The sequence below is a fragment of the Companilactobacillus paralimentarius genome (genome assembly GCF_963227125.1).
GTDB classification, from domain to species: Bacteria; Bacillota; Bacilli; order Lactobacillales; family Lactobacillaceae; genus Companilactobacillus; species Companilactobacillus paralimentarius.
The window spans coordinates 1-20,945 of the sequence record NZ_OY724131.1; the positions used below are offsets into that span (position 1 = coordinate 1).

Here is a 20,945-nt window from a genome sequence, read left to right on the forward strand (position 1 = left end):
TTGCAAAATATAAATAACTCAACTGATCCAAAACTAACAGAATTTTGGGACTATTTTACAAGTAAACTTAGATCTCAATTAACATCCGTCAGTTATTCAACTTGGGTTGAAAGTGCGAATCCCTTATACATAGATGGAAATAACATTTATATTTCAGTCCCAACAAAACTTCACAAAGACTACTGGGAACGAAATTATACCGAAAAAATTGCTATTTACTCATATGAACTAAACGGAATTGAACTCAACCCAATTATTGAAAATGATGATGAAGCCACAAAAAAAGAGGAACAAGAAATTGCTCCTCAAGTTGAACCGGCCACCGAAACTGCTCAACCAAAACATATATTCCATAATTCACATTTGAATCCGAAATATACTTTTTCATCATTTATTGTTGGTAGTGGAAACCAAATGGCTCACGCCGCAGCCCTTGCCGCAGCTGAGGATCCAGGTGGTGTCTACAATCCACTATTTATTTATGGAGGCGTTGGTTTAGGAAAAACCCATTTGATGCAGGCTATTGGACATCAAATGATCAAACTTGATCCAACTGCTAAAGTAAAGTACGTTACCAGCGAAACTTTCGCAAACGACTTTATTAATTCCATCCAAATGAGAACACAAGATGACTTTCGTCAAGAATATCGCAACGTCGATCTACTACTAATAGATGACATTCAATTTTTTGCCGAAAAAGAGGGTACTCAAGAGGAATTTTTCCATACTTTTAACGAATTGTACGAAAATGGTAAGCAAATTGTCATGACTTCTGATCGCTTGCCAAACGAAATCCCTAAATTACAAGCCAGATTGGTTTCCCGTTTCACTAGTGGTTTATCAGCTGATATCACTGCTCCTGATCTCGAAACTCGAATTGCCATCCTGAGAAATAAAGCCAAAGCTGAACACCTAGAGATTCCAAATGATACTTTGTCTTACATCGCTGCACAGATTGACACAAATGTCCGTGAACTTGAAGGTGCATTGATACGTGTTCAAGCTTATTCAACAACCAAAAACACTGATATAACTAAATCCGTTGCTGCTGATGCTTTAAAAGCCTTCAAACTATCTAATGATAAAAAAGGTTTATCAATCGCAAAAATTCAAAGCAAAGTTGCGAAATTTTATCATGTCTCCGTCCAAGATTTAAAAGGTAAGAAACGTGTAAAATCAATTGTTGTACCTCGACAAATCGCCATGTATCTAGCTCGAGAGCTGACAGACCGGTCACTTCCGCAAATTGGTATGGAATTTGGTGGAAAAGATCATACAACTGTTATGCATTCTTGTGATAAAATATCCGAATTGGCTTTAAAAGATGACGATTTAAAACGTTCCATCAACGAACTAAAAGATGATCTTAGAAATTAACATGTTCATAACTTTTGAGTTTTCCCAGAGTTATCCACACCTGTTAATAACATTCAAAAATCTTATAAATTCTAAGTTGTAGTGACTTATCCACAGTTTTAACAGGCCCTACTACTACTTCTATATTTATATTAATTAATTAAAAAAGGGAGTTACCTATGAAATTTTCTATTGATAGATCAAAATTCATTAACCAAACAAGTAACGTTCAAAGAGCAATTTCAACAAAGACAACTATTCCAATTTTGACCGGAATGAAATTAGACCTTTCTGAAAGTGGTTTAACTATTACTGGAAGTAATTCTGATATTTCAATTACTTCATTCATCTCAAAAGAAAATTCTGAAAATGATTTAAAAATTGAAAATACTGGTTCAATAGTTCTACCAGCTAGATTTTTCAATGAAATCATTAAAAAACTTCCTGGCGACAATTTTGAACTTGAAGTTTTAGAAAATAATCAGACTTTAATCAAATCAGGTGTTTCTGAATTTACTATTAACGGATTAGATGCCGTCAATTATCCACACCTTCCAGAAGTTGAAACTGATAATCAATTAGTTCTTCCAACAGATGTATTTAAAGAAGTTGTCAATCAAACTGTTATTGCTGTTTCAACACAAGAAAGTCGCCCAGTTTTAACTGGTGTTAACTTTTTGATCAGCAATGAAGGTCTAACTGCCGTTGCCACAGATAGTCATCGTCTTTCTCAAAGAAGAATCAATATTACTAGTGATGAAGATTATAATTTGATCATTCCTGGTAAAAGTTTGACTGAACTAGTTAGAACTATCAGTGATAGCGTTAAAGAAATCTCAATGTCGATCTCAGAAAATCAAGTCTTATTCAGTTTTGACAACATTATGTTCTACTCAAGACTATTAGACGGTAGATATCCTGAAACCGATCGTTTAATTCCAGAGGAATCAAGTACTAAATTGACTTTCGATTCTTCAAAATTATTAGCCTCAGTTGAACGTGCATCTTTGCTTTCACATGAAAGTAGAAATAACGTGATTAAATTAGAAATCAAAGCTGTGGATAAAAAAGCTACCCTTTATGGTAATTCTCCAGAAGTTGGTACTGTGGAGGAAGTTTTGGATTTCGATAATCTTGAAGGGGACGATTTGGAAATTTCATTCAACCCTGATTATTTGAAAGATGCTTTGAGATCATTCGGTAGCAATACCACAATCGAAATGAGTTTCACTTCTCCATTGCATCCATTTACGTTGAGACCAGTCGAAGATCGTGATAATTTCGTGCAACTCATCACGCCAGTTCGTACATTTTAATGTGAAATTAGCTAAATAGGCTGAACTTTTCGGTTCAGCCTATTTTTTTTTGTATTATATATTTAAACGCCGTAGTTTAGCGTAAGAACTTTTTTTGGACAATTTTAGTGGGTGGATACTCATTATCCGAAAAATTGCTCAAAACGGCTGATATTTCGTTCTAAGTTGTTTTTTATTGTGAAAACAACTATAATATTGGTATGTCATTAATGGATAAATCTAATAAATAGGGTGTTATTATGTCAGAAAAAATTAAGCTTGAAACTGAATTTATTACTTTAGGTCAACTTTTGAAAGATGAAGGCGTCATTGAGACTGGTGGCCAAGCCAAATGGTTTTTGAGAGAAAATTCAGTCTTACTTAATGGCAGTCCTGAGGATCGTCGCGGTAAGAAGTTGCGTTCTGGCGATGTAATAGTTGTCGGTGATCAAACTTTTGAAATTGAATAAATGTTTGTTAAAGAACTAAAACTTCAAAATTATCGTAACTACGAATCCTTGCAGGTCGAATTTTCGCCGAACATCAATGTGTTCTTAGGTGAGAATGCCCAAGGCAAGACCAATTTATTAGAGGCTATGTACTTTTTAGCTTTAACAAGAAGCCATCGAACATCAAATGACAAGGATTTAATTAAGTGGGGCAGTGATTTTGCTAGAATCTCTGGAACCGTGATAAAAGATAACTCTAGTCGCTTAAAATTAGATTTGGTGATTAGTAAATCTGGTAAAAAAGCTAAATTGAATAATTTGGAGCAACGTAAGTTGTCGACTTACATTGGCAATTTGAATGTAGTTCTTTTTTCACCAGAAGATCTTTCGATCGTTAAAGGTAATCCAGGAATCAGACGGAAATTCATTGATATGGAATTTGGTCAAATGTCGACGCAATATTTAAAGACAATGAGCCAATTTCGTTCGGTTTTAAAACAACGTAATGCGTATTTGAAGAAACTTCAGCATCATCAAGCAAAGGATTTGATCTATTTAGATGTTTTGTCCGATCAATTTGCAGCTTATTGTGCTGAAGTAGTTTTTTCACGCTTACAATTTTTACAAAAACTTCAAGGCTATATTGAAAAGATTCATGCAAACATAACTGAAGATCATGAAAAACTGGAAATTACTTACAGTACATTTTTCAATACTGATGGTAAAACACTTGAAAATATTTATGAAATTTTCAAAAATGTTTTCAAGAAAAATTATCAACGCGAGATTCAACGTGGTGTAACTCTGGCAGGGCCGCATCGTGATGATATCAAATTTTTAGTTAATGGAAAAAATGCTCAAGATTTTGGTTCACAGGGTCAACAGCGTTCGGTTGCACTGAGTTTAAAATTAGCTGAAGTTGAATTGATGAAGGACCAGGTTGGCGATTATCCGATTCTTTTATTAGATGATGTGTTGTCAGAACTTGACCACAAACGTCAAACCCATTTACTGTCGTCGATCAAACAAGGAATTCAAACGTTTATCACGACAACATCAATAGATGATGTAGATCCTAATTTGGTGAAGAATCCGAATATCTTAAATATAAATAATGGCAAAGTTCAACAGGAGGAGATTTAATGGCTGAAGACAGAAAAGCTGAGCTAGAAAAAAGAGAAGAACAAGTCGAAGAATATGATGCTAGTCAAATTCAAGTTCTTGAAGGACTAGAGGCTGTTCGTAAACGTCCTGGTATGTATATTGGCTCTACTAGTAAGCAAGGTTTACATCACCTTGTTTGGGAAATTATTGATAACGGTATTGATGAAGCTTTAGCTGGCTTCGCAACAAAGATTGAAGTTACTGTTGAACCTGATAACTCCATTACTGTTACTGATGATGGACGTGGTATTCCGGTTGATATTCAAAAGAAGACTGGTAAACCAGCTCTTGAAACAGTTTATACAATTTTGCATGCCGGAGGAAAATTCGGCGGTGGCGGATACAAGGTATCTGGTGGACTTCATGGTGTTGGTGCCTCAGTTGTTAACGCCTTGAGTAGTGAACTAGATGTGCAAGTTGTTCGTGGCGGAAAACGCTATGGCATCGACTTTAAACGTGGTAAAGTCAACAATGCTATGCACATTATTGGTGATGCTAAAGAATTTGAACATGGTACGAGAGTTCACTTTGTGCCAGATCCTGATATTTTTACTGAAACGACTGTTTACGATGATAAAGTTTTAACAACTAGAATTCGTGAACTAGCTTTCTTAAATAAAGGACTCAAACTTACATTTACAGATAAAAGAGCTGATACAGCTGAAAAATTGGTATTCCATTATGAAGGCGGAATTAGAAGTTACGTTGAATTTATGGATAAGGATAAAGAAGTTCTCTTTGATGAGCCAATTTATCTTGAAGGTGTTCAAGATGGTATTACAGTTGAAGTTTCATTGCAATATACCGATGAATATCATACTAATTTGATGACTTTCGCTAATAACATTCATACCTATGAAGGTGGTACTCACGAAGTTGGTTTCAAGACAGCTTTGACACGTGTTATTAACGATTACGCTCACAAAAATAAAATGTTGAAAGATACTGAAAAATTATCTGGTGAAGATGTTCGTGAAGGAATGACAGCTGTTGTTTCAATCAAACATCCAGATCCACAATTTGAAGGTCAAACTAAGACTAAACTTGGAAATAGTGATGCCAGAACAATTACTGATCGTTTATTTAGTGAACATTTCTCTAAATTCTTGATGGAAAATCCTGACGTTGCTAAGAAAATTGTTGAAAAAGGTTCTCTTGCTACCAAAGCTCGTCTAGCTGCTAAGCGTGCTCGTGAAGTAACTAGAAAGCAAAATGGATTGGAAATCAGTAATTTACCAGGTAAGTTAGCCGATAACGCCAGTAAAGATCCTGAAATTTCTGAATTATTCATTGTCGAGGGTGATTCTGCCGGTGGTTCCGCTAAAACTGGTCGCTCACGTTTAACACAAGCCATTCTACCTATTAGAGGTAAAATCCTGAACGTTGAAAAAGCTTCAATGGACAAGATTTTGGCTAATGAAGAAATTAGAACATTGTTCACAGCTATGGGTACAGGTTTTGGAGAGGATTTTGATATTTCCAAAGCAAGATATCACAAGATCATTATCATGACCGATGCCGATGTCGATGGTGCTCATATCAGAACTTTACTTTTGACATTGCTTTATAGATATATGCGTCCGGTCGTTGATGCAGGATATGTTTATATTGCCAAGCCACCTTTGTATCAAGTACGTCAAGGTAAGATGATGCAGTACTTTGATACTGATAAGGAAAAAGACGATTTTGTTGAACAATTACCACCAAAGCCAGAACCAAAGATCCAACGTTACAAGGGTCTTGGTGAAATGGATGCTGATCAACTTTGGGAAACAACTATGGATCCCGAGAATAGAAGATTGGATCGTGTTAACCTCGATGATGCTATCGAAGCTAATGAGATTTTCTCAATGTTGATGGGTGATAAAGTTGAACCTAGAAGAGAATTTATTGAAGAAAATGCACGATATGCTGAAGTAGATTATTAAGGGAGGATGGCAATTTAATGGCAGATCATAGAATAGAAAATGTTAACTTGACAGAAGTCATGAAGAATTCCTTCGTTGACTATGCTGCTAGTGTTATCGTGTCGCGTGCTTTACCTGATGTACGTGATGGTCTAAAACCAGTTCATCGTCGTATTCTTTATGGTATGAATGAGTTAGGTGTTACACCTGACAAACCATATAAGAAGAGTGCCCGTTTCGTTGGTGATATTATGGGTAAATATCACCCTCATGGGGACTCGGCTATTTATGAATCAATGGTTAGAATGGCACAGGATTTCAGTTATCGTTATCCATTAGTTGATGGACACGGAAACTTTGGATCTATTGATGGTGATCCACCCGCTGCTATGCGTTATACCGAAGCAAGAATGAGTAAGATGGCAGTTGAAATGTTGCGTGATATCAACAAAGATACTGTTGATCTTGTTCCTAATTACGATGGTGAAGAAAAAGAACCAATGGTATTGCCAGCCCGATTCCCTAACCTTTTGGTTAATGGTGCAACTGGTATCGCTGTTGGTATGACAACTAATATTCCATCACATAACTTAAAAGAAGTTATTGACGCACTTCATATTTTGATGAGAAATAAGGACGCTACTGTCGCTGACTTGATGAAAGTTATTCCTGGACCTGATTTCCCAACAGGCGGAATTATCATGGGTCGTTCTGGTATCAGAAAAGCCTATGAAAATGGTAAAGGAACAATTATTCTACGTGCTAAAGTCGATGTAGTTACTAAGAAGAGTGGCGCAGAACAGATTATTGTTACTGAACTTCCTTATATGGTTAATAAAGCTCGTCTTGTTGAAAGAATTGCTGAATTAGCTCGTGAGAAAAAGCTAGAAGGAATTACTGATTTGAACGATGAATCAGACCGTGAAGGTATGCGTATCGTTATTGATATTCGTCGTGATATGAGTGCTTCCGTAGTGCTTAATAATCTTTACAAATTGACACAACTTCAAATTTCATATGGTATCAATATGGTTGCTATTGTGGGTAAGACTCCTAGAGTCTTCTCATTGAAGGGCATCTTAGTTGAATACTTGAAGCATCAAGAAATCGTTATTAGACGTAGAACTGAATTTGAATTAAGACGTGCTAAAGCTCGTGCTCACATTCTTGAAGGTTTGAGAATTGCTTTGGATCATATTGATGAAATCATCAGTATCATCCGTGGTTCCCAGACTTCAGCAATTGCCAAACAAACGTTGATGGATAAGTACAAATTATCTGACAAACAATCACAAGCTATCTTGGATATGCGTTTGGTTCGTTTGACAGGTTTGGAACGTGACAAAGTTGAAGCAGAATATCAAGATTTGTTAGTTAAGATTGCTGACTTTGAAGATATTTTGGCTAAACCAGAACGTGTTGATAAGATCATCTATGATGAATTGTTGGAAATCCAAGAAAAATTCGGTGATGATAGAAGAACTGAAATTCGTGCTAGCGAAGTTGCTAATATCGAAGATGAAGATCTAATCGAAGAAGAAAACATTCTAGTTGTATTAACACACAATGGCTATATCAAACGTTTGTCTGCGGATGAATTCCGTGTTCAAAATCGTGGTGGCCGTGGAGTTCAAGGTATGGGGATTCATGATGATGATTTCATTGAACAAATGATTTATACATCAACACATGACCGTCTCTTGTTCTTTACAAATGCTGGTAAAGTTTATCGAATCAAAGGTTATGAGGTTCCCGAATATGGCCGTACAGCCAAGGGAATTCCGGTTATTAATCTTTTGAACATCGAAAAGGGTGAAAAGATTCAAACTGTTATCAATGTTGACCGTGATGTTGATGTCGATAATTCATATTTGTTCTTCGTGACTAAATATGGAACAGTTAAACGTACTCCGGTAACTGATTTTGCTAATATCAGACACTCTGGTTTACGTGCAATCACTCTTAGGGATGAAGATGAATTGACTAATGTCTTCTTAACAGATGGTGATAAAGTTATTATTATCGGAACTCATAAAGGTTATGCCGTAACATTTAAGGAAAGTGATGTTCGTCCAATGGGAAGAACTGCTGCTGGTGTTCGTGGTATTAAGCTTCGTGAGGAAGATTATGTTGTCGGTTCTTCAATTGCTGAAGAAGGACAAGAAATTCTAACTATTTCCGAAAAAGGTTATGGTAAGAGAACTTCCGTCGGCGAATATCCTGTTAAGGGACGTGGTGGTAAAGGTATTAAGACTGCTAACGTTACTGAAAAGAACGGTCCAATCGCTGGATTGACAGTAGTTGATGGCGATGAAGATATCATGTTGATTACTGACAAAGGTGTTATGATTCGCTTTGGTGTTCATAGCGTTTCACAAACAGGACGTGCAACCTTAGGTGTTAGATTAATCAAGGTTGATGATGATTCAATCGTTTCAACTATGGCTAAGATTGCTGATGACTCAGATGAGGAAGACGATGATTCATCTTCTGATAATGAGACACCAACTAATGACGAAACATCTGAAACAGATAATAATTAAAAATCAATCGTTTCTGCGTAATTTAGATATGTATCCTAATCGGGACGCGTGTCAGGCAGAAACGATTTTTTATTAGAATTTTTTCTAGTAATTGGTAGGGATTTATGATAAACTCATAACTTGTGAGTATAAAATTGCAGTTAATTTATGCTCCTTGTTCTTTAATTAGAACCATTAGACCATAAGGAGGTGTACAGTCCATGGCTGAAGCACATTACGAAATTACATATATCATTAAACCTGATATTGAAGAAGACGCAAAGAAGACATTAATCGATCGTTACGATAAGATTATTGCTGACAACGGCTCAAAAGTAATCGACTCAAAAGACTGGGAAAAGAAACGTTTAGCATATGAAATTGCTAACTACAAAGAAGGTATCTATCATATTATCAATGTAGATGCTGAAAATGATGAAGCAATTAACGAATTCGACCGTCTTTCAAAGATCGACGATAACATTCTTCGTCACATGATCGTTAGACGTGAAGATTAGTTTTGTTTCACGTGAAACATTTTAAGGAGGCAGATAAATGATTAATCGAGTAGTTCTAGTTGGACGCCTGACACGTGATCCTGAATTAAGATACACTGCCAATGGGGCAGCGGTTGCCAGTTTTACAGTTGCTGTAAACAGACAATTTACTAATTCTCAAGGTGAACGTGAAGCCGATTTTATTAATTGTGTTATTTGGAGAAAAGCTGCCGAGAATTTTGCTAATTTTACTAACAAAGGTTCTCTTGTTGGAATTGATGGACGTCTTCAAACACGTAACTATGAAAACCAACAAGGTCAAAGAGTTTATGTAACAGAAGTTGTCGTTGATAATTTCTCATTACTTGAATCTCGTTCAGAATCTGAAAAGAGAAACTCTGGCAATGGTTCTTCTAGCAACGCTAATTCAAATCAAGCACCTAGCTATAATCAACCAAGTCAATCAAATCAGTCTCCATATGGAAACAATAATAACCAAAGTAACAACAATAGTAATAACAATAATCAATCTAACAATTCAAACAATAATATGAGCGATCCGTTTGCTGACAATAGTAAACCAATCGACATATCAGATGACGATTTACCATTTTAATATAGAAGGGAGCAATTATAATGGCCCAACAAAGAAGAGGCGGACGTAGAAGACGTAAAGTTGACTTCATCGCTGCTAACCATATCGAATACATCGATTACAAAGACACAGACTTACTTAAGAGATTTATCTCAGAACGTGGTAAGATTTTGCCAAGACGTGTTACAGGTACAAGTGCTAAGAACCAACGTAAACTTACTGTAGCTATCAAGAGAGCAAGAATCATGGCTCTATTACCATTCGTTGCTGAAGACTAATTCTTCACAATTAATTAAAGATCACATTCAGGTGGTCTTTTTTTTATGCCCTCTTAGCGACTATGTCGCTTAGAGGGCATTATGTATGCGTTCGATAGAAACACAAGCAGTCACACAGTATCTCTATTAAAAGAAGTTATTAAGTGGATGTATGAAGTGAAGATAATAAAGAGAGTTAGACCTAAGAAGGGTTTAACTCTCTTTATTTTTTATAAATAAAATGATAGCGGTTACTAAAATGTCATATATAGTTGACATGAAGACTGATATGCCTTATATTAAAAATGTCAACTATATATGACTTTTAAGAAAACAGGTGAATCAATGAATCGGGTTCGTGAATATCGACGTGCTAAAAAATTATCGCAAATGGCCTTAGCGGAAGAAATTGGAGTTGCGCGTCAAACGATTAATTTAATTGAGAATAGTAAATATAATCCATCTTTAGATTTGTGCTTAAAATTAGCTTGGGTTTTGGATACTGATTTGAATACATTGTTTTGGAGGGATGAAGATGAAGAAAGTTAATGACCGAGTATTAAGATGGTTCTTTGGAATACCAGGTGTAATAGATGAACAAGTGAAATCAGAAATTGGCAAGCTTTCCGTAGAAGCATTGATAGCAGTGTTCATTTTTGAAGTACTGTTCAATATTGGGATTGGTACTTACATATATTTCGGTACAATAAAAGATCTTGAATCATTCCTCCTATTCATAATGACATTACATTTATTTTTAGTAATAGGTATTATCACATTCTTTACCAGTTTTAGACTGAAACGCAGGGGCATTCTTAATCAAGAGGTCACAACTAAAGAGGAAAAAAGAAATGTAATCAAATCAATTTTTAATAAATATCTGACAAAGCTGCCAATGACGTTTCTTCTTATCTGGTTGTTAGTAACATCCCTTGATTTTAATGGTCAAAACTTTATGAACACCTTATTGAGTTGGTCATCTATCCGTCAGGCTTTACAACCATCAGTAGTTTTAACGATTATCTTTATAAGTATTGATATATCTAAGGTTAGATTGCTAAAAGATGAAAGTTAAACTATACCTAAATTTTTACAAGCTCAGAGGGGGAAGATATGAATAAATTCGATAGATTCGTAATTAAATGGTTTTTAGGTTCAACGGCAGTGGTCGATGAAAGAACTAAGGGTGAATTGGGAATGGCCGCAATACGTGCAGCGTTTGCTTTCTTTGTATTTGAAATGTTGTTTGCTTTGGGATCGACTATCTATTTAATAAATGCGGATGTAAAAAACTATGAAAATACGTTATATGTAACTATGCTTATTCAAATAATTATGACCTTCGCTATTCTTATCGGATTCATTTCTATTCCACTGGCAAAGAAAAAATTGGGTAATAAAGAAATCAGTCCTGGTAAGAAAAAGAAAACAATGAAGACCATCAAGAATTATTGGATCAAAATGGCACCAATGGAGTTTTTGATTTATTGGTTAGTAAGTGTAGCGTTAAATGCAAATAGGAATAGTTTTTTTAATAATTTGTTTGATCCACGTCGAATTACAGACGCATTGATATTCACTGTGATTTTTAGTATATTTATGTATCTCAAAGAGCGAAGAAGTATTAATGTCGTTAAAGACGACAAATAATTGAAAAACACCGACATTTCCTTATTTATCTAAGGAGTGTGGGTGTTTTTGTTCCCAAGACTGATGTTATATATGAAGAAAGAAAAGGTTGGCTGTGATAAAATTAAGAGGTATATCTAAGAGGGGACTAATATGAAAAAGATAAAATCTAATCTGAAATTCTTCCTTTCTCGAGTTGACCATTCGACTCAACTAACGGCGATCTCTTTGATCGTGATGTTGCTATCGATTTTAGTAGTTGGATTGTTCCATGGTTCCATTAGTGGTTATATTCAAGCTATTTTGGTTATCATTTCATTAGTATTGTTTGTTTATTTGTTTTTATTATTAGGTGAAAAGGCCGGTAAGTACACAAATAACTTGCAGTATCGGATTGATCGGGGAACGGATAACAGTTTCGTTGAGTATCCATTGGGAATACTTTTGTATGATACTGATAAACAGATTCAATGGGTTAATCCCTACTTTGTAGAGAAGACGGGCTTTAATCCGTCAAACAGTATGAGTGTTAAAGATATATCAGCGGAATTGTCGAAATTGATCGATGAAGATAATCATGCCGATAGTAAGACAATTCAAATTGACGATAAGTACTTCTTAGTACAAGTCCAAAGTGAATTGAAAGTAATATATTTGTTTGAAATCACACATTATTCTAAAATTGAAAAACGTTATGAGGATAATCGTTCAGTAATCGGTCAAGTTTACTTGGATAATTATGCAGAAATAACACAGTCAATGAGTGATCGTGATGTATCTAATTTGGATAATTACATTACTAATGAATTGTCCAATTGGGCATCTAAGGAACAAATGTTTTTGAAGCGAATTGATGACGATCATTTCTTCATCATGGCCTATACAGGACGTATCTTTGATATGGAGAAAAATGGCTTTAAGATTCTCGATACTATTCGTGAGTTTACATCTCAACAGAACGTTCCACTTACTTTAAGTATGGGCTTCTCTTACGGTGTAGATGATTTGCACAAACTTAACGATGAAGCACAAAAGAATCTTAACTTGGCACTTGGCCGAGGTGGAGATCAGGTCGTAGTTAAGGAAATCGGTGAGAAGGCTCGTTTCTATGGTGGAAATACTGATCCAATGGAAAAGAGAACTCGTGTCCGTGCCAGAATGATCAGTGAAGCCTTACAAGAGTTATTGAAAGATAGCGACCAAGTTATTGTCATGGGTCATTCACACCCTGATATGGATGTTTTGGGGTCTTCATTGGGTATTAGAAGAATTGCCATGATGAACAATACACCATGTAAAGTTGTTATCAATCCAAATACTTTGCATTCTGATGTTAGTCGTCTATTGGGAATGATCGATAAAGATCCTGAAATCAAGAAGGACATCATTACACCAGATGAGTCAATCGCTATCAGAACATCGAAGACTTTGATCGTAATGGTGGATCATTCTAAGCAAAGTATTTCTATCAATCCTGATTTGTATAAGGGTGAGAACGAAAAGATCGTTGTCATTGATCACCACAGAAGAAGTGAAGAGTTCCCTGAGAATCCAATGTTAATTTACATTGAACCTTACGCTTCTTCAACAAGTGAATTGATTACTGAAATGCTTGAGTATCAACCAAAGAATAAGAAGGCCATCGAGAAGATCGAAGCAACAGCCTTATTAGCTGGAATTACCGTTGATACGAAGTCATTTTCACTCAGAACTGGTACTAGAACATTTGATGCGGCCAGTTACTTACGTTCAGTTGGTGCTGACGAGACAGTTATTCAAAATGTTCTAAAAGAAAATATTGATTCATTTATTCAGAGAAATCATCTAATCGAAACAGTAACAATGGTTAATGGGAACATGGCGGTTTGTTTTGGCGAAGAGGATAAGCCTTACGATCCAGTTATTGTTGCCCAGGCAGCTGATACATTGTTATCATTAGATAATGTTGAGGCTTCATTTGTAATTAGCAAACGTCCAGATGGTCGGGTTGGTATCTCAGCTCGTAGTTTGGGTAATGTCAATGTACAAGTCATTATGGAAAAACTTGGCGGTGGTGGACACTTGTCTGATGCCGCAACTCAGATTCCGGATTCAACAGTAGATGATGTTAAACGTCAATTAATTGATGTTTTGACAAGTTCCGACAAGAAATAAGGAGGGTCATTATGAAAGTTATTTTCCTAAAGGATGTTAGAGGTAAAGGTAAAAAGGGTGAAGTAAAGAACGTCGCTACAGGCTACGCCCAAAACTTTTTGATTAAGAATAATGAAGCTATCGAAGCTACTAAGGCTAATATAGCTAAATTGAAGGCTGAACAAAATCGTGAAGCCAAAGATTATGAGGCTGAAAAAGCTGAAGCTAAAGTTCTTAAAGGTGAAATCGAAAACGACAAGACTGTTGTTGAAGTTCTTGCTAAATCAGGTGCCGATGGTCGACTATTTGGTTCAGTAACAACTAAGAAGATTGCTGACGAACTTAGCAAACAATATGATATTAAAGTTGATAAACACAAGATGGAACTAACTGATGGTATTAAGTCACTTGGATATATTAATGTACCTATTAAGTTATTCGAAGGTGTCGAAGCCACAATTAGAGTTCATGTTGCTGAAAAGAAGTAGGATATAAATGAATAATGATATAACTTCAAGAATACCGCCCAATGATAGGGATGCTGAGCAAGCCGTATTAGGAGCGGTTTTTCTGAGCCAAGATGCTTTGATTGAAGCTATGGAATACGTTGAGGCTGATGATTTTTATCAACATGCCAATCAATTAGTATTTCAGGCCATGATGAATTTAAATGATGAAGAAGAACCAGTTGATGTCGTGACAGTTCAAAATGAACTAGATCGTCAAAATCAAATTGAAGATATTGGTGGGGTGAGCTACTTAGCTGAATTAGCTAATGCAGTTCCTACTGCTGCCAATACGTCTTATTATGCCAAGATTGTTAAGAACAAATCTGTCTTGAGACGCTTGATCAATGCGGCTACTAGCATTGTCTCTCGTAGTTTTGAAGAAGATGAAGATGTCGACAGTATCATTGATCAGTCTGAAAAGGACATCATGGATGTTTCTGAGAATAGAAATCATAAGGGATTCAGACGAATCTCGGATGTTGTAAAGTCTTCTTTCGAAGAGATTGACAAGTTATATGATCAGGATAGTGATGTTACAGGACTTTCAACAGGCTATAAGGATCTTGATGCGATGACAACTGGTTTACATAAAGACGAATTGATTATCTTAGCCGCCCGCCCAGGTGTTGGTAAAACTGCCTTTGCTTTGAACCTAGCCCAAAACGCAGCGACTAAGTCGAATGCTACCGTAGCTATCTTTTCTTTGGAAATGGGTGCTGAACAGTTAGTTAACCGTATGCTCTGTTCTGAAGGTAGTATTGATGCTAATTCACTAAGAACTGGTAAATTGGATGAGAATCAATGGAACAGTTTGGTTGTGGCCATGGGAAGTCTTTCTCGGACTAATGTCTATATTGATGACACTCCTGGTGTTAAGATGGCCGAAATTAGATCTAAATGTCGTCGTTTGTTAAAAGAAAGCGGCAAATTGGATCTTGTGATCGTCGATTATTTGCAATTGATCGAAGGTACTGGTCAAGAAAATAGACAACAAGAAGTTTCTGTTATTTCTCGTGGTATGAAAAAATTAGCAAAAGAACTTCATGTACCAATAATCGCGTTATCACAGCTTTCCCGTGGTGTGGAAGCGCGTCAAGACAAAAGACCAATGTTGTCAGATATCCGTGAATCTGGTTCAATTGAACAGGATGCTGATATCGTTGCCTTTCTTTATCGTGATGATTATTATCGTGATGAAGATGGGGATGACAATGATAATCAAGAGGATCCTGAGGATCAAGATGTAGGTGAAGTTGAAGTAATTGTCAGCAAGAACCGTTCGGGTCCTCGAGGAACCGCTAAGCTATTGTTTGTAAAGTCTTATAATAAGTTTTCATCAATAGCAAATATTCCAGAAAATTAAATAGTGTAGGTGTAGAAGAAATGACGACAGTTGTTGTAGTAGGTACCCAATGGGGCGACGAAGGTAAAGGTAAGATTACTGATTATTTTAGTGGCGAAGCTAACATTATTGCACGTTACCAAGGTGGAGATAATGCTGGACATACCTTAAATATCGATAATCACGTTTACAAGTTAAGATCTGTCCCATCAGGAATTTTGTATTCAGATAAGACTAGTGTTATTGGAAATGGTGTTGTTTTGAACCTCGAATCACTACAAGAAGAGTTAGGTCATCTTCATGATCAAGGTGTAGATACAACTAATTTAAAGATTTCTAATCGTGCACAGTTGATTCTTCCTTATCATATTGAATTAGATAAGTTACAAGAAAAAGCTAAGGGTGATTCTAAAGTTGGTACAACTAACCGTGGAATCGGACCTGCTTATACTGATAAAGCTTCACGTGTTGGTATTAGAATGGCTGATATTCTTGATAAAGACTTGTTTAAGGAATTATTGACAGAAAATCTTAAGCAAAAGAATGAACTATTCACAAAAATTTATGGTGTTGAACCAATGAATTTTGACGATATTTTTGAAAAATATTATCAAATTGGTCAACAACTTAAAAATCGTGTTATTGATACATCTGCCTATTTAAATAAAGAATTAAAGAACGGTCAAAATGTTCTATTTGAAGGTGCACAAGGAATCATGCTTGATATTGATCATGGTACTTATCCTTATGTAACTTCATCAAATCCAGCTGGTGGTGTAACTACTGGTGCCGGTATTGGTGCTCCTTTGATCGATAATGTTATCGGTGTAGTTAAAGCTTATACATCCCGTGTTGGTGCTGGTCCATTCCCAACAGAACAATTGAACGAGGAAGGCGACTTCTTACGTGAAGCTGGACATGAATATGGAACAGTTACACATCGTCCAAGACGTATCGGTTGGTTAGACTTAGTTGTTCTAAAACATTCATGTAATGTATCAGGTGTAACTCACTTGTCATTGAACTGTTTGGATGTTTTGACAGGACTTAAAGAAATCAAGATTTGTACAGGTTATGATTTGAATGGCAAGATCATTGATGAATATCCTGCTAACTTGAACGTCCTAGCTAAGTGCAAACCAGTTTACAAGACATTCCCAGGTTGGACAGAGGATATGACTCAAGCTAAGAGTTTGAAAGAATTACCTCAAGCAGCATTGGATTATCTTGACTTTATCAAAGATCAATTAGGTGTTGAATATGCCACTGTTTCAGTTGGTCCTGATAGAGAACAAACAATTGAAGTAAATGATGTCTGGAAAGATTAAAAAATATATAAACTAACTAAATTCAACGGTAGAGCACTGAGGAGAAATCCTTAGTGCTTTTTTTGAGCTTATTTTTTGTAATTATATCCAATGATGTTATTATAAATATAACAAGTTAATAATAAAGTAACAATAATGAGAGAAGGATATATTTATGACAACATACGGAGTAACTGGAGCAACAGGACACTTTGGACAAAATGCAATCAAGGAGTTGGCAAAATTAGTGCCAGCAGCCAATATCGTCGCCTTAGCTAGAAATACTCAAAAGGCAGAACAAATTGTCCCTGAAGGTGTAGAAGTTCGCTCAGGCGACTATACAGATGAAAAACAATTGGAAGAATCATTGAAGGGAATCGATCGTTTATTATTTATTTCATCACAACCAGGTGGACCAGTAGCTAGATTGACTCAACATGAAAATATTGTGAAAGCGGCTAAGAATGCCAAAGTAGGTTATATTGCCTACACTAGTTTTCCCCACGCTAATATTTCAGAGGCACCACTTGCAAGTGACCACAAAGCTACGGAAAAATTGATTTTAAAAACTGGAATTGATCATTCATTTTTACGTAATAATTGGTATCTAGAGAATGAAACAGCAACTATCAAAGCAGCATTTAATGGAAAACCATTTGTTTATGCAGCCGGGGATGGTAAAGTTGGTTGGGCTTTGGAATCTGAATATTCTGAAGCTGCTGCCAAGGTTCTAACTTCAAATACTCCGAAGGATATCTATGAATTTTCTGGAACTAGTCGAACATACCAAGATTTAGCAAATGCCATCAAGGGTGATTTCGATGTAAAATCCTTAAGTATTTCTGATTTTCAAAAGGATTTACAGGACTCAGGGATGGATGAAGGAACAGCTGAGATTGTGGCTTCAATTCAAGATTTGATTCGCCAAGGCAACTTGGATGAAAATAGTGACGATTTACCAAAAGTTTTAGGTAGGGAATTGACACCTTTGACCAAAGCGTTGGAGATTGTTAGTGAAAAATAATTGTCATCCCTTCTTGAAATGTCATACTATACTAATGAGTATTTACTAGGAGGAGAATATTATGAAATTTTCAAGTAAGTTAAGTGATGGTGTTCATATCCTAGCCTATGTGGACATTTTACGAGATGGTGATTTGTCTAGTAATGCTATTGCCAGTAGTATTGAATCTAACCCTAGTCTGGTTAGAAGAATGATGTCACGTTTAAAAAAAGCTGGATTATTGATGAGTCAACCAGGAAAGGTAGCACCAAAGTTGGGACGCTCAGCTAAGGAAATTAGTCTATTAGATGTTTATCGGGCCATTGAAGATAATCAAAAATTATTACACATTGATGAGAAAACTAATCCTCAGTGTATTGTTGGCGGGAATATTCAAGACACTTTAACAGGAATTTATGATCGTATCCAAGCTGATGCTGAAGATAGTATGTCTCAGATAAGTTTGCAACAGATTATCGACGGGATTTTAGAGAATAATGAAAAAAAGAAGCTATCTAATTCAAAATAGGTCATTTCATTGGTTAATTTAAACGGTTCTATTATTATCTTTTTTGAATTTTTTAATAAATAACGGCATTCATTTAGAATAAACGTATGTAATTACGTTTCTAAATGGATGCCGTTTTTAGATTTGTTCAAAACACTTTTCATGAAAACTATTTATTTAGTGTATCAGTTGAAATGATGCCTTTCTGAAAATTAATAAAGCGACTGCTGTTACGGCTGTAAGTTAACGTATAATAATATGTGTTATCTTTGCTTAATTGTTTTAAGTAAATACGAGTGTATCTGGGGATATCGGAAATTTGATAACCAACAATTGCAAAATTGCTGACACGGGAATTAGCATTACGAGCTAATTTAAATAGGCCAGTGTTACTTTTATCAGGGTTTAATCCTAAGTTAATAGATATCTGATTGAAGTTACCAGGATTAGCTGCGTTAGTAGCGGTAAGATTGGAATTGATAATGGCTGTTTTGAGACGCTGTGTGAAACTTTTGGCCTGATCAACACCAGCTTTACCCATATCAATGTCTTCAAGAAGATATTGTGGTGGATATTTGTTAGATTGGGTATTTAGATATTTGGCAGAGGTAATTGAATCGCCTTTGTGGTAAATTCGATAGCGATAACTAACAATGGTTTTAGTATCATCGTAACGATTGCAACTGATAGTTATGTACTTTCCGTGAATATCTTTACCAAAGTTGAGAATAGTCATATTAGTTATATAGCGATGAGGTTTCTTATTGACCCTTTTTAATAAGGCTTTTTCTTGATCATTGGACAAAAATGATAACTCATCTGTACTATGATAGTCATCATTGATAGTGCTAAGAATATTTAAGGCTTGTTGTTTATTCTTAGTCATATCGCCATCGTTTAAAGATACAGCTTTAGGGGCAATATCCTCATCAATATTTTTGGGATTAACGATCAATGAAAATGGGATAGTGATCTGTGCGATGCCATTAACTGTCTTGTCTTTGATCTTTCCGAGATTGAGGGCATAACTAGTGACGATCATTACTATCAGCACTAGAATAATTATCCATTTAATATATTTTTTGTTTAATTTTTTCAAAATATACACCCTTTATTTGCATAATAATTTACTATAATAATAACAAGATGAACTAGATATTTGGGGAAAATGATGAAAGATAAGAAAGATTTAAAAAGTAAGACGAAATCAGAACATTATCTATTAGTGAGTGCTGGTATTGTTGGTGCGATTACGGCTGCCATCTTTTTCATTATGCTTTCACGTGGAGTAGTCAATGCAGTAGTAACTTCAAAGATATCTAGTCAATATCAGGATAAAGAATTAGAGGTACTGAAAACTAATTTGGATTATCCTACTTTAAACTTTATTGGTAGGGTCATTAAGGTTAGTGATGGGCATGTGATTACACCTAGCAATATAAAAAAGTATCAACAACTGGAAGATTATATTCAAGCAAGAAAAAATCGTGCCAAAGACGTAGCCGCATTGTATGACGGTAAAAATAATTATCAGGATGATGTGACAAGTCAAAAAATCAATGATTTAGATGCGGCGCTTTTAAAAGAAAAGAATCAGGATGTTTATCAAAAGCAGCGTAATAAGTTAGATACGATTCAAATTTGGTTTGAACAAACTGAGGATGCAGATAAGTATCTGGATAAAACTTGGCAAGAATTCAATAATGATAACTCTAGTTTGAGTTTTAAAAAGATCTCAATGGTTAATACATATTTTAAATTAATTAAAAATAAGACGATTGAGAATCGTTGGAATGAAGCTGTCAACAAAATGGACCAGTATTTCTCTAAACACCAAGGTGAGAGTTCTCGTGTTGAAGCAGTTAAACAGGAGCTAGAGGCATTGAGAAGTGCTCCTCTGACGGAGAAGTATACACCGGCTAATGTTGATATCGTTTCTAGTTTGAATTTCTCAAGCGGCGCTTCAGATAGTTTAACTCAAGCAGGAATAACTGGGAAGACTGCTTTGTACTATAACACTAGCACTAATAAGTTAGCTTTAATGACTAAAGTTAACGGAAAGTATGTAGCCGAAGATGGTTATATTAATGTTACTAGTTCACAGGTCGGTTCCGGTAAATATACGATTAAAAAACTAATTAGTAATGGTAATTCAGATGCAATAATTACGGATAATACTAATAGCAATTATGGACAATACGTTACTAATGCTAGTGATAGTGATCTGGAAGATTTGGGAATAACCAATCCTGATAATACGACAGCTGACTTTAATTCGGCAACACCAGTCTTCTGGTTAAAGAACAATTCTGATTTGAATAAGTCAATTTACTTCACCAACAGTTCTACATTAGGCTTCATTTATGCAGGAAGTTCAAGTTATAACGAAGGTATGCAAATTAGTTCGTCAGACTTGTCTAATTTGATGTCACAAATCTCAACTGGAATAACATTCTATGTTAATTAGGGGCT

General features: G+C 35.6%; 20 protein-coding genes. 19 read left to right on the forward strand and 1 reads right to left on the reverse strand.

Features of this window, described 5'->3' with window-relative positions:
* The 18 genes from dnaA (at position 1) to ACI6PB_RS00090 (ending at position 18,494) form a co-directional block, all read left to right on the forward strand.
* Entirely contained in the window at positions 1–1,377 is a 1,377-nt protein-coding gene (gene dnaA, locus ACI6PB_RS00005; RefSeq protein ID WP_025085418.1) for a chromosomal replication initiator protein DnaA, read from the forward strand.
* Between the two features lie 158 nt (positions 1,378–1,535).
* Positions 1,536–2,672: a DNA polymerase III subunit beta gene (gene dnaN, locus ACI6PB_RS00010; RefSeq protein ID WP_025085417.1), complete on the forward strand. Its 1,137-nt coding sequence runs from the start codon at positions 1,536–1,538 to the stop codon at positions 2,670–2,672.
* A gap of 239 nt (positions 2,673–2,911) precedes the next feature.
* Positions 2,912–3,121, forward strand: coding sequence for a S4 domain-containing protein YaaA (yaaA, locus tag ACI6PB_RS00015; RefSeq protein WP_025085416.1), 210 nt, complete (start codon positions 2,912–2,914; stop codon positions 3,119–3,121).
* Entirely contained in the window at positions 3,122–4,243 is a 1,122-nt protein-coding gene (gene recF, locus ACI6PB_RS00020; RefSeq protein WP_404327551.1) for a DNA replication/repair protein RecF, read from the forward strand. It abuts the gene before it with no gap.
* The gene (gene gyrB, locus ACI6PB_RS00025) at positions 4,243–6,192 is read left to right on the forward strand and encodes a DNA topoisomerase (ATP-hydrolyzing) subunit B (protein ID WP_404327552.1); all 1,950 of its coding nucleotides are present in this window, start codon (positions 4,243–4,245) and stop codon (positions 6,190–6,192) included. The genes recF and gyrB overlap by 1 nt, the downstream gene beginning before the upstream one ends.
* 17 nt (positions 6,193–6,209) lie before the next feature.
* The gene (gyrA, locus tag ACI6PB_RS00030; RefSeq protein WP_309510599.1) at positions 6,210–8,714 is read left to right on the forward strand and encodes a DNA gyrase subunit A; all 2,505 of its coding nucleotides are present in this window, start codon (positions 6,210–6,212) and stop codon (positions 8,712–8,714) included.
* Between the two features lie 200 nt (positions 8,715–8,914).
* Entirely contained in the window at positions 8,915–9,211 is a 297-nt protein-coding gene (gene rpsF / locus ACI6PB_RS00035; RefSeq protein ID WP_025085412.1) for a 30S ribosomal protein S6, read from the forward strand.
* Positions 9,212–9,248: 37 nt separating this feature from the next.
* Positions 9,249–9,806, forward strand: a complete 558-nt coding sequence (gene ssb, locus ACI6PB_RS00040; protein WP_025085411.1) for a single-stranded DNA-binding protein — start codon at positions 9,249–9,251, stop codon at positions 9,804–9,806.
* A 20-nt stretch (positions 9,807–9,826) separates the two neighbouring features.
* Complete coding sequence (gene rpsR / locus ACI6PB_RS00045; protein WP_025085410.1) at positions 9,827–10,063, forward strand: 30S ribosomal protein S18; 237 nt, start codon at positions 9,827–9,829, stop codon at positions 10,061–10,063.
* A gap of 324 nt (positions 10,064–10,387) precedes the next feature.
* The gene (locus ACI6PB_RS00050; protein WP_404327983.1) at positions 10,388–10,591 is read left to right on the forward strand and encodes a helix-turn-helix transcriptional regulator; all 204 of its coding nucleotides are present in this window, start codon (positions 10,388–10,390) and stop codon (positions 10,589–10,591) included.
* Positions 10,578–11,117: a DUF3278 domain-containing protein gene (locus tag ACI6PB_RS00055; protein WP_025085626.1), complete on the forward strand. Its 540-nt coding sequence runs from the start codon at positions 10,578–10,580 to the stop codon at positions 11,115–11,117. The genes ACI6PB_RS00050 and ACI6PB_RS00055 overlap by 14 nt, the downstream gene beginning before the upstream one ends.
* Before the next feature lie 38 nt (positions 11,118–11,155).
* Positions 11,156–11,692, forward strand: a complete 537-nt coding sequence (locus tag ACI6PB_RS00060) for a hypothetical protein (RefSeq protein ID WP_309510597.1) — start codon at positions 11,156–11,158, stop codon at positions 11,690–11,692.
* A 132-nt stretch (positions 11,693–11,824) separates the two neighbouring features.
* A complete protein-coding gene (locus tag ACI6PB_RS00065) occupies positions 11,825–13,825 on the forward strand; it encodes a DHH family phosphoesterase (protein WP_025085629.1) in 2,001 nt (666 codons plus the stop codon).
* Positions 13,826–13,836: 11 nt separating this feature from the next.
* Complete coding sequence (gene rplI, locus ACI6PB_RS00070) at positions 13,837–14,292, forward strand: 50S ribosomal protein L9 (protein ID WP_025085630.1); 456 nt, start codon at positions 13,837–13,839, stop codon at positions 14,290–14,292.
* A 7-nt stretch (positions 14,293–14,299) separates the two neighbouring features.
* Positions 14,300–15,676, forward strand: coding sequence for a replicative DNA helicase (gene dnaB / locus ACI6PB_RS00075; RefSeq protein ID WP_404327553.1), 1,377 nt, complete (start codon positions 14,300–14,302; stop codon positions 15,674–15,676).
* Between the two features lie 20 nt (positions 15,677–15,696).
* Positions 15,697–16,983 (forward strand): adenylosuccinate synthase, encoded by a 1,287-nt coding sequence (locus ACI6PB_RS00080; protein WP_404327554.1) that lies wholly within the window; start codon positions 15,697–15,699, stop codon positions 16,981–16,983.
* Between the two features lie 154 nt (positions 16,984–17,137).
* Positions 17,138–17,986, forward strand: a complete 849-nt coding sequence (locus tag ACI6PB_RS00085; RefSeq protein ID WP_025085632.1) for an NAD(P)H-binding protein — start codon at positions 17,138–17,140, stop codon at positions 17,984–17,986.
* A 61-nt stretch (positions 17,987–18,047) separates the two neighbouring features.
* A complete protein-coding gene (locus ACI6PB_RS00090) occupies positions 18,048–18,494 on the forward strand; it encodes an Rrf2 family transcriptional regulator (protein WP_025085633.1) in 447 nt (148 codons plus the stop codon).
* Between the two features lie 148 nt (positions 18,495–18,642).
* Here the strand turns inward: ACI6PB_RS00090 and ACI6PB_RS00095 are convergent, their stop codons facing one another.
* Positions 18,643–19,572 (reverse strand): hypothetical protein, encoded by a 930-nt coding sequence (locus tag ACI6PB_RS00095; protein ID WP_025085634.1) that lies wholly within the window; start codon positions 19,570–19,572, stop codon positions 18,643–18,645.
* 72 nt (positions 19,573–19,644) lie between these two features.
* Here ACI6PB_RS00095 and ACI6PB_RS00100 point away from each other — a divergent pair, with 72 nt between their 5' ends.
* A complete protein-coding gene (locus ACI6PB_RS00100) occupies positions 19,645–20,940 on the forward strand; it encodes a hypothetical protein (RefSeq protein WP_025085635.1) in 1,296 nt (431 codons plus the stop codon).
* Positions 20,941–20,945: the final 5 nt, after the last annotated feature.

Excerpts from the sequence above, each read along its gene's own strand:
- ACI6PB_RS00090 (WP_025085633.1), top strand. The coding sequence starts at position 18,048 with ATGAAATTTTCAAGTAAGTTAAGTGATGGTGTTCATATCCTAGCCTAT.
- gyrB (WP_404327552.1), top strand. The coding sequence starts at position 4,243 with ATGGCTGAAGACAGAAAAGCTGAGCTAGAAAAAAGAGAAGAACAAGTC.
- rpsR (WP_025085410.1), top strand. The coding sequence starts at position 9,827 with ATGGCCCAACAAAGAAGAGGCGGACGTAGAAGACGTAAAGTTGACTTC.
- ACI6PB_RS00060 (WP_309510597.1), top strand. The coding sequence starts at position 11,156 with ATGAATAAATTCGATAGATTCGTAATTAAATGGTTTTTAGGTTCAACG.
- yaaA (WP_025085416.1), top strand. The coding sequence starts at position 2,912 with ATGTCAGAAAAAATTAAGCTTGAAACTGAATTTATTACTTTAGGTCAA.
- dnaN (WP_025085417.1), top strand. The coding sequence starts at position 1,536 with ATGAAATTTTCTATTGATAGATCAAAATTCATTAACCAAACAAGTAAC.
- recF (WP_404327551.1), top strand. The coding sequence starts at position 3,122 with ATGTTTGTTAAAGAACTAAAACTTCAAAATTATCGTAACTACGAATCC.
- ACI6PB_RS00050 (WP_404327983.1), top strand. The coding sequence starts at position 10,388 with ATGAATCGGGTTCGTGAATATCGACGTGCTAAAAAATTATCGCAAATG.
- ACI6PB_RS00080 (WP_404327554.1), top strand. The coding sequence starts at position 15,697 with ATGACGACAGTTGTTGTAGTAGGTACCCAATGGGGCGACGAAGGTAAA.
- ACI6PB_RS00065 (WP_025085629.1), top strand. The coding sequence starts at position 11,825 with ATGAAAAAGATAAAATCTAATCTGAAATTCTTCCTTTCTCGAGTTGAC.
- dnaB (WP_404327553.1), top strand. The coding sequence starts at position 14,300 with ATGAATAATGATATAACTTCAAGAATACCGCCCAATGATAGGGATGCT.
- ACI6PB_RS00085 (WP_025085632.1), top strand. The coding sequence starts at position 17,138 with ATGACAACATACGGAGTAACTGGAGCAACAGGACACTTTGGACAAAAT.
- ssb (WP_025085411.1), top strand. The coding sequence starts at position 9,249 with ATGATTAATCGAGTAGTTCTAGTTGGACGCCTGACACGTGATCCTGAA.
- rplI (WP_025085630.1), top strand. The coding sequence starts at position 13,837 with ATGAAAGTTATTTTCCTAAAGGATGTTAGAGGTAAAGGTAAAAAGGGT.
- ACI6PB_RS00055 (WP_025085626.1), top strand. The coding sequence starts at position 10,578 with ATGAAGAAAGTTAATGACCGAGTATTAAGATGGTTCTTTGGAATACCA.
- ACI6PB_RS00100 (WP_025085635.1), top strand. The coding sequence starts at position 19,645 with ATGAAAGATAAGAAAGATTTAAAAAGTAAGACGAAATCAGAACATTAT.
- rpsF (WP_025085412.1), top strand. The coding sequence starts at position 8,915 with ATGGCTGAAGCACATTACGAAATTACATATATCATTAAACCTGATATT.
- gyrA (WP_309510599.1), top strand. The coding sequence starts at position 6,210 with ATGGCAGATCATAGAATAGAAAATGTTAACTTGACAGAAGTCATGAAG.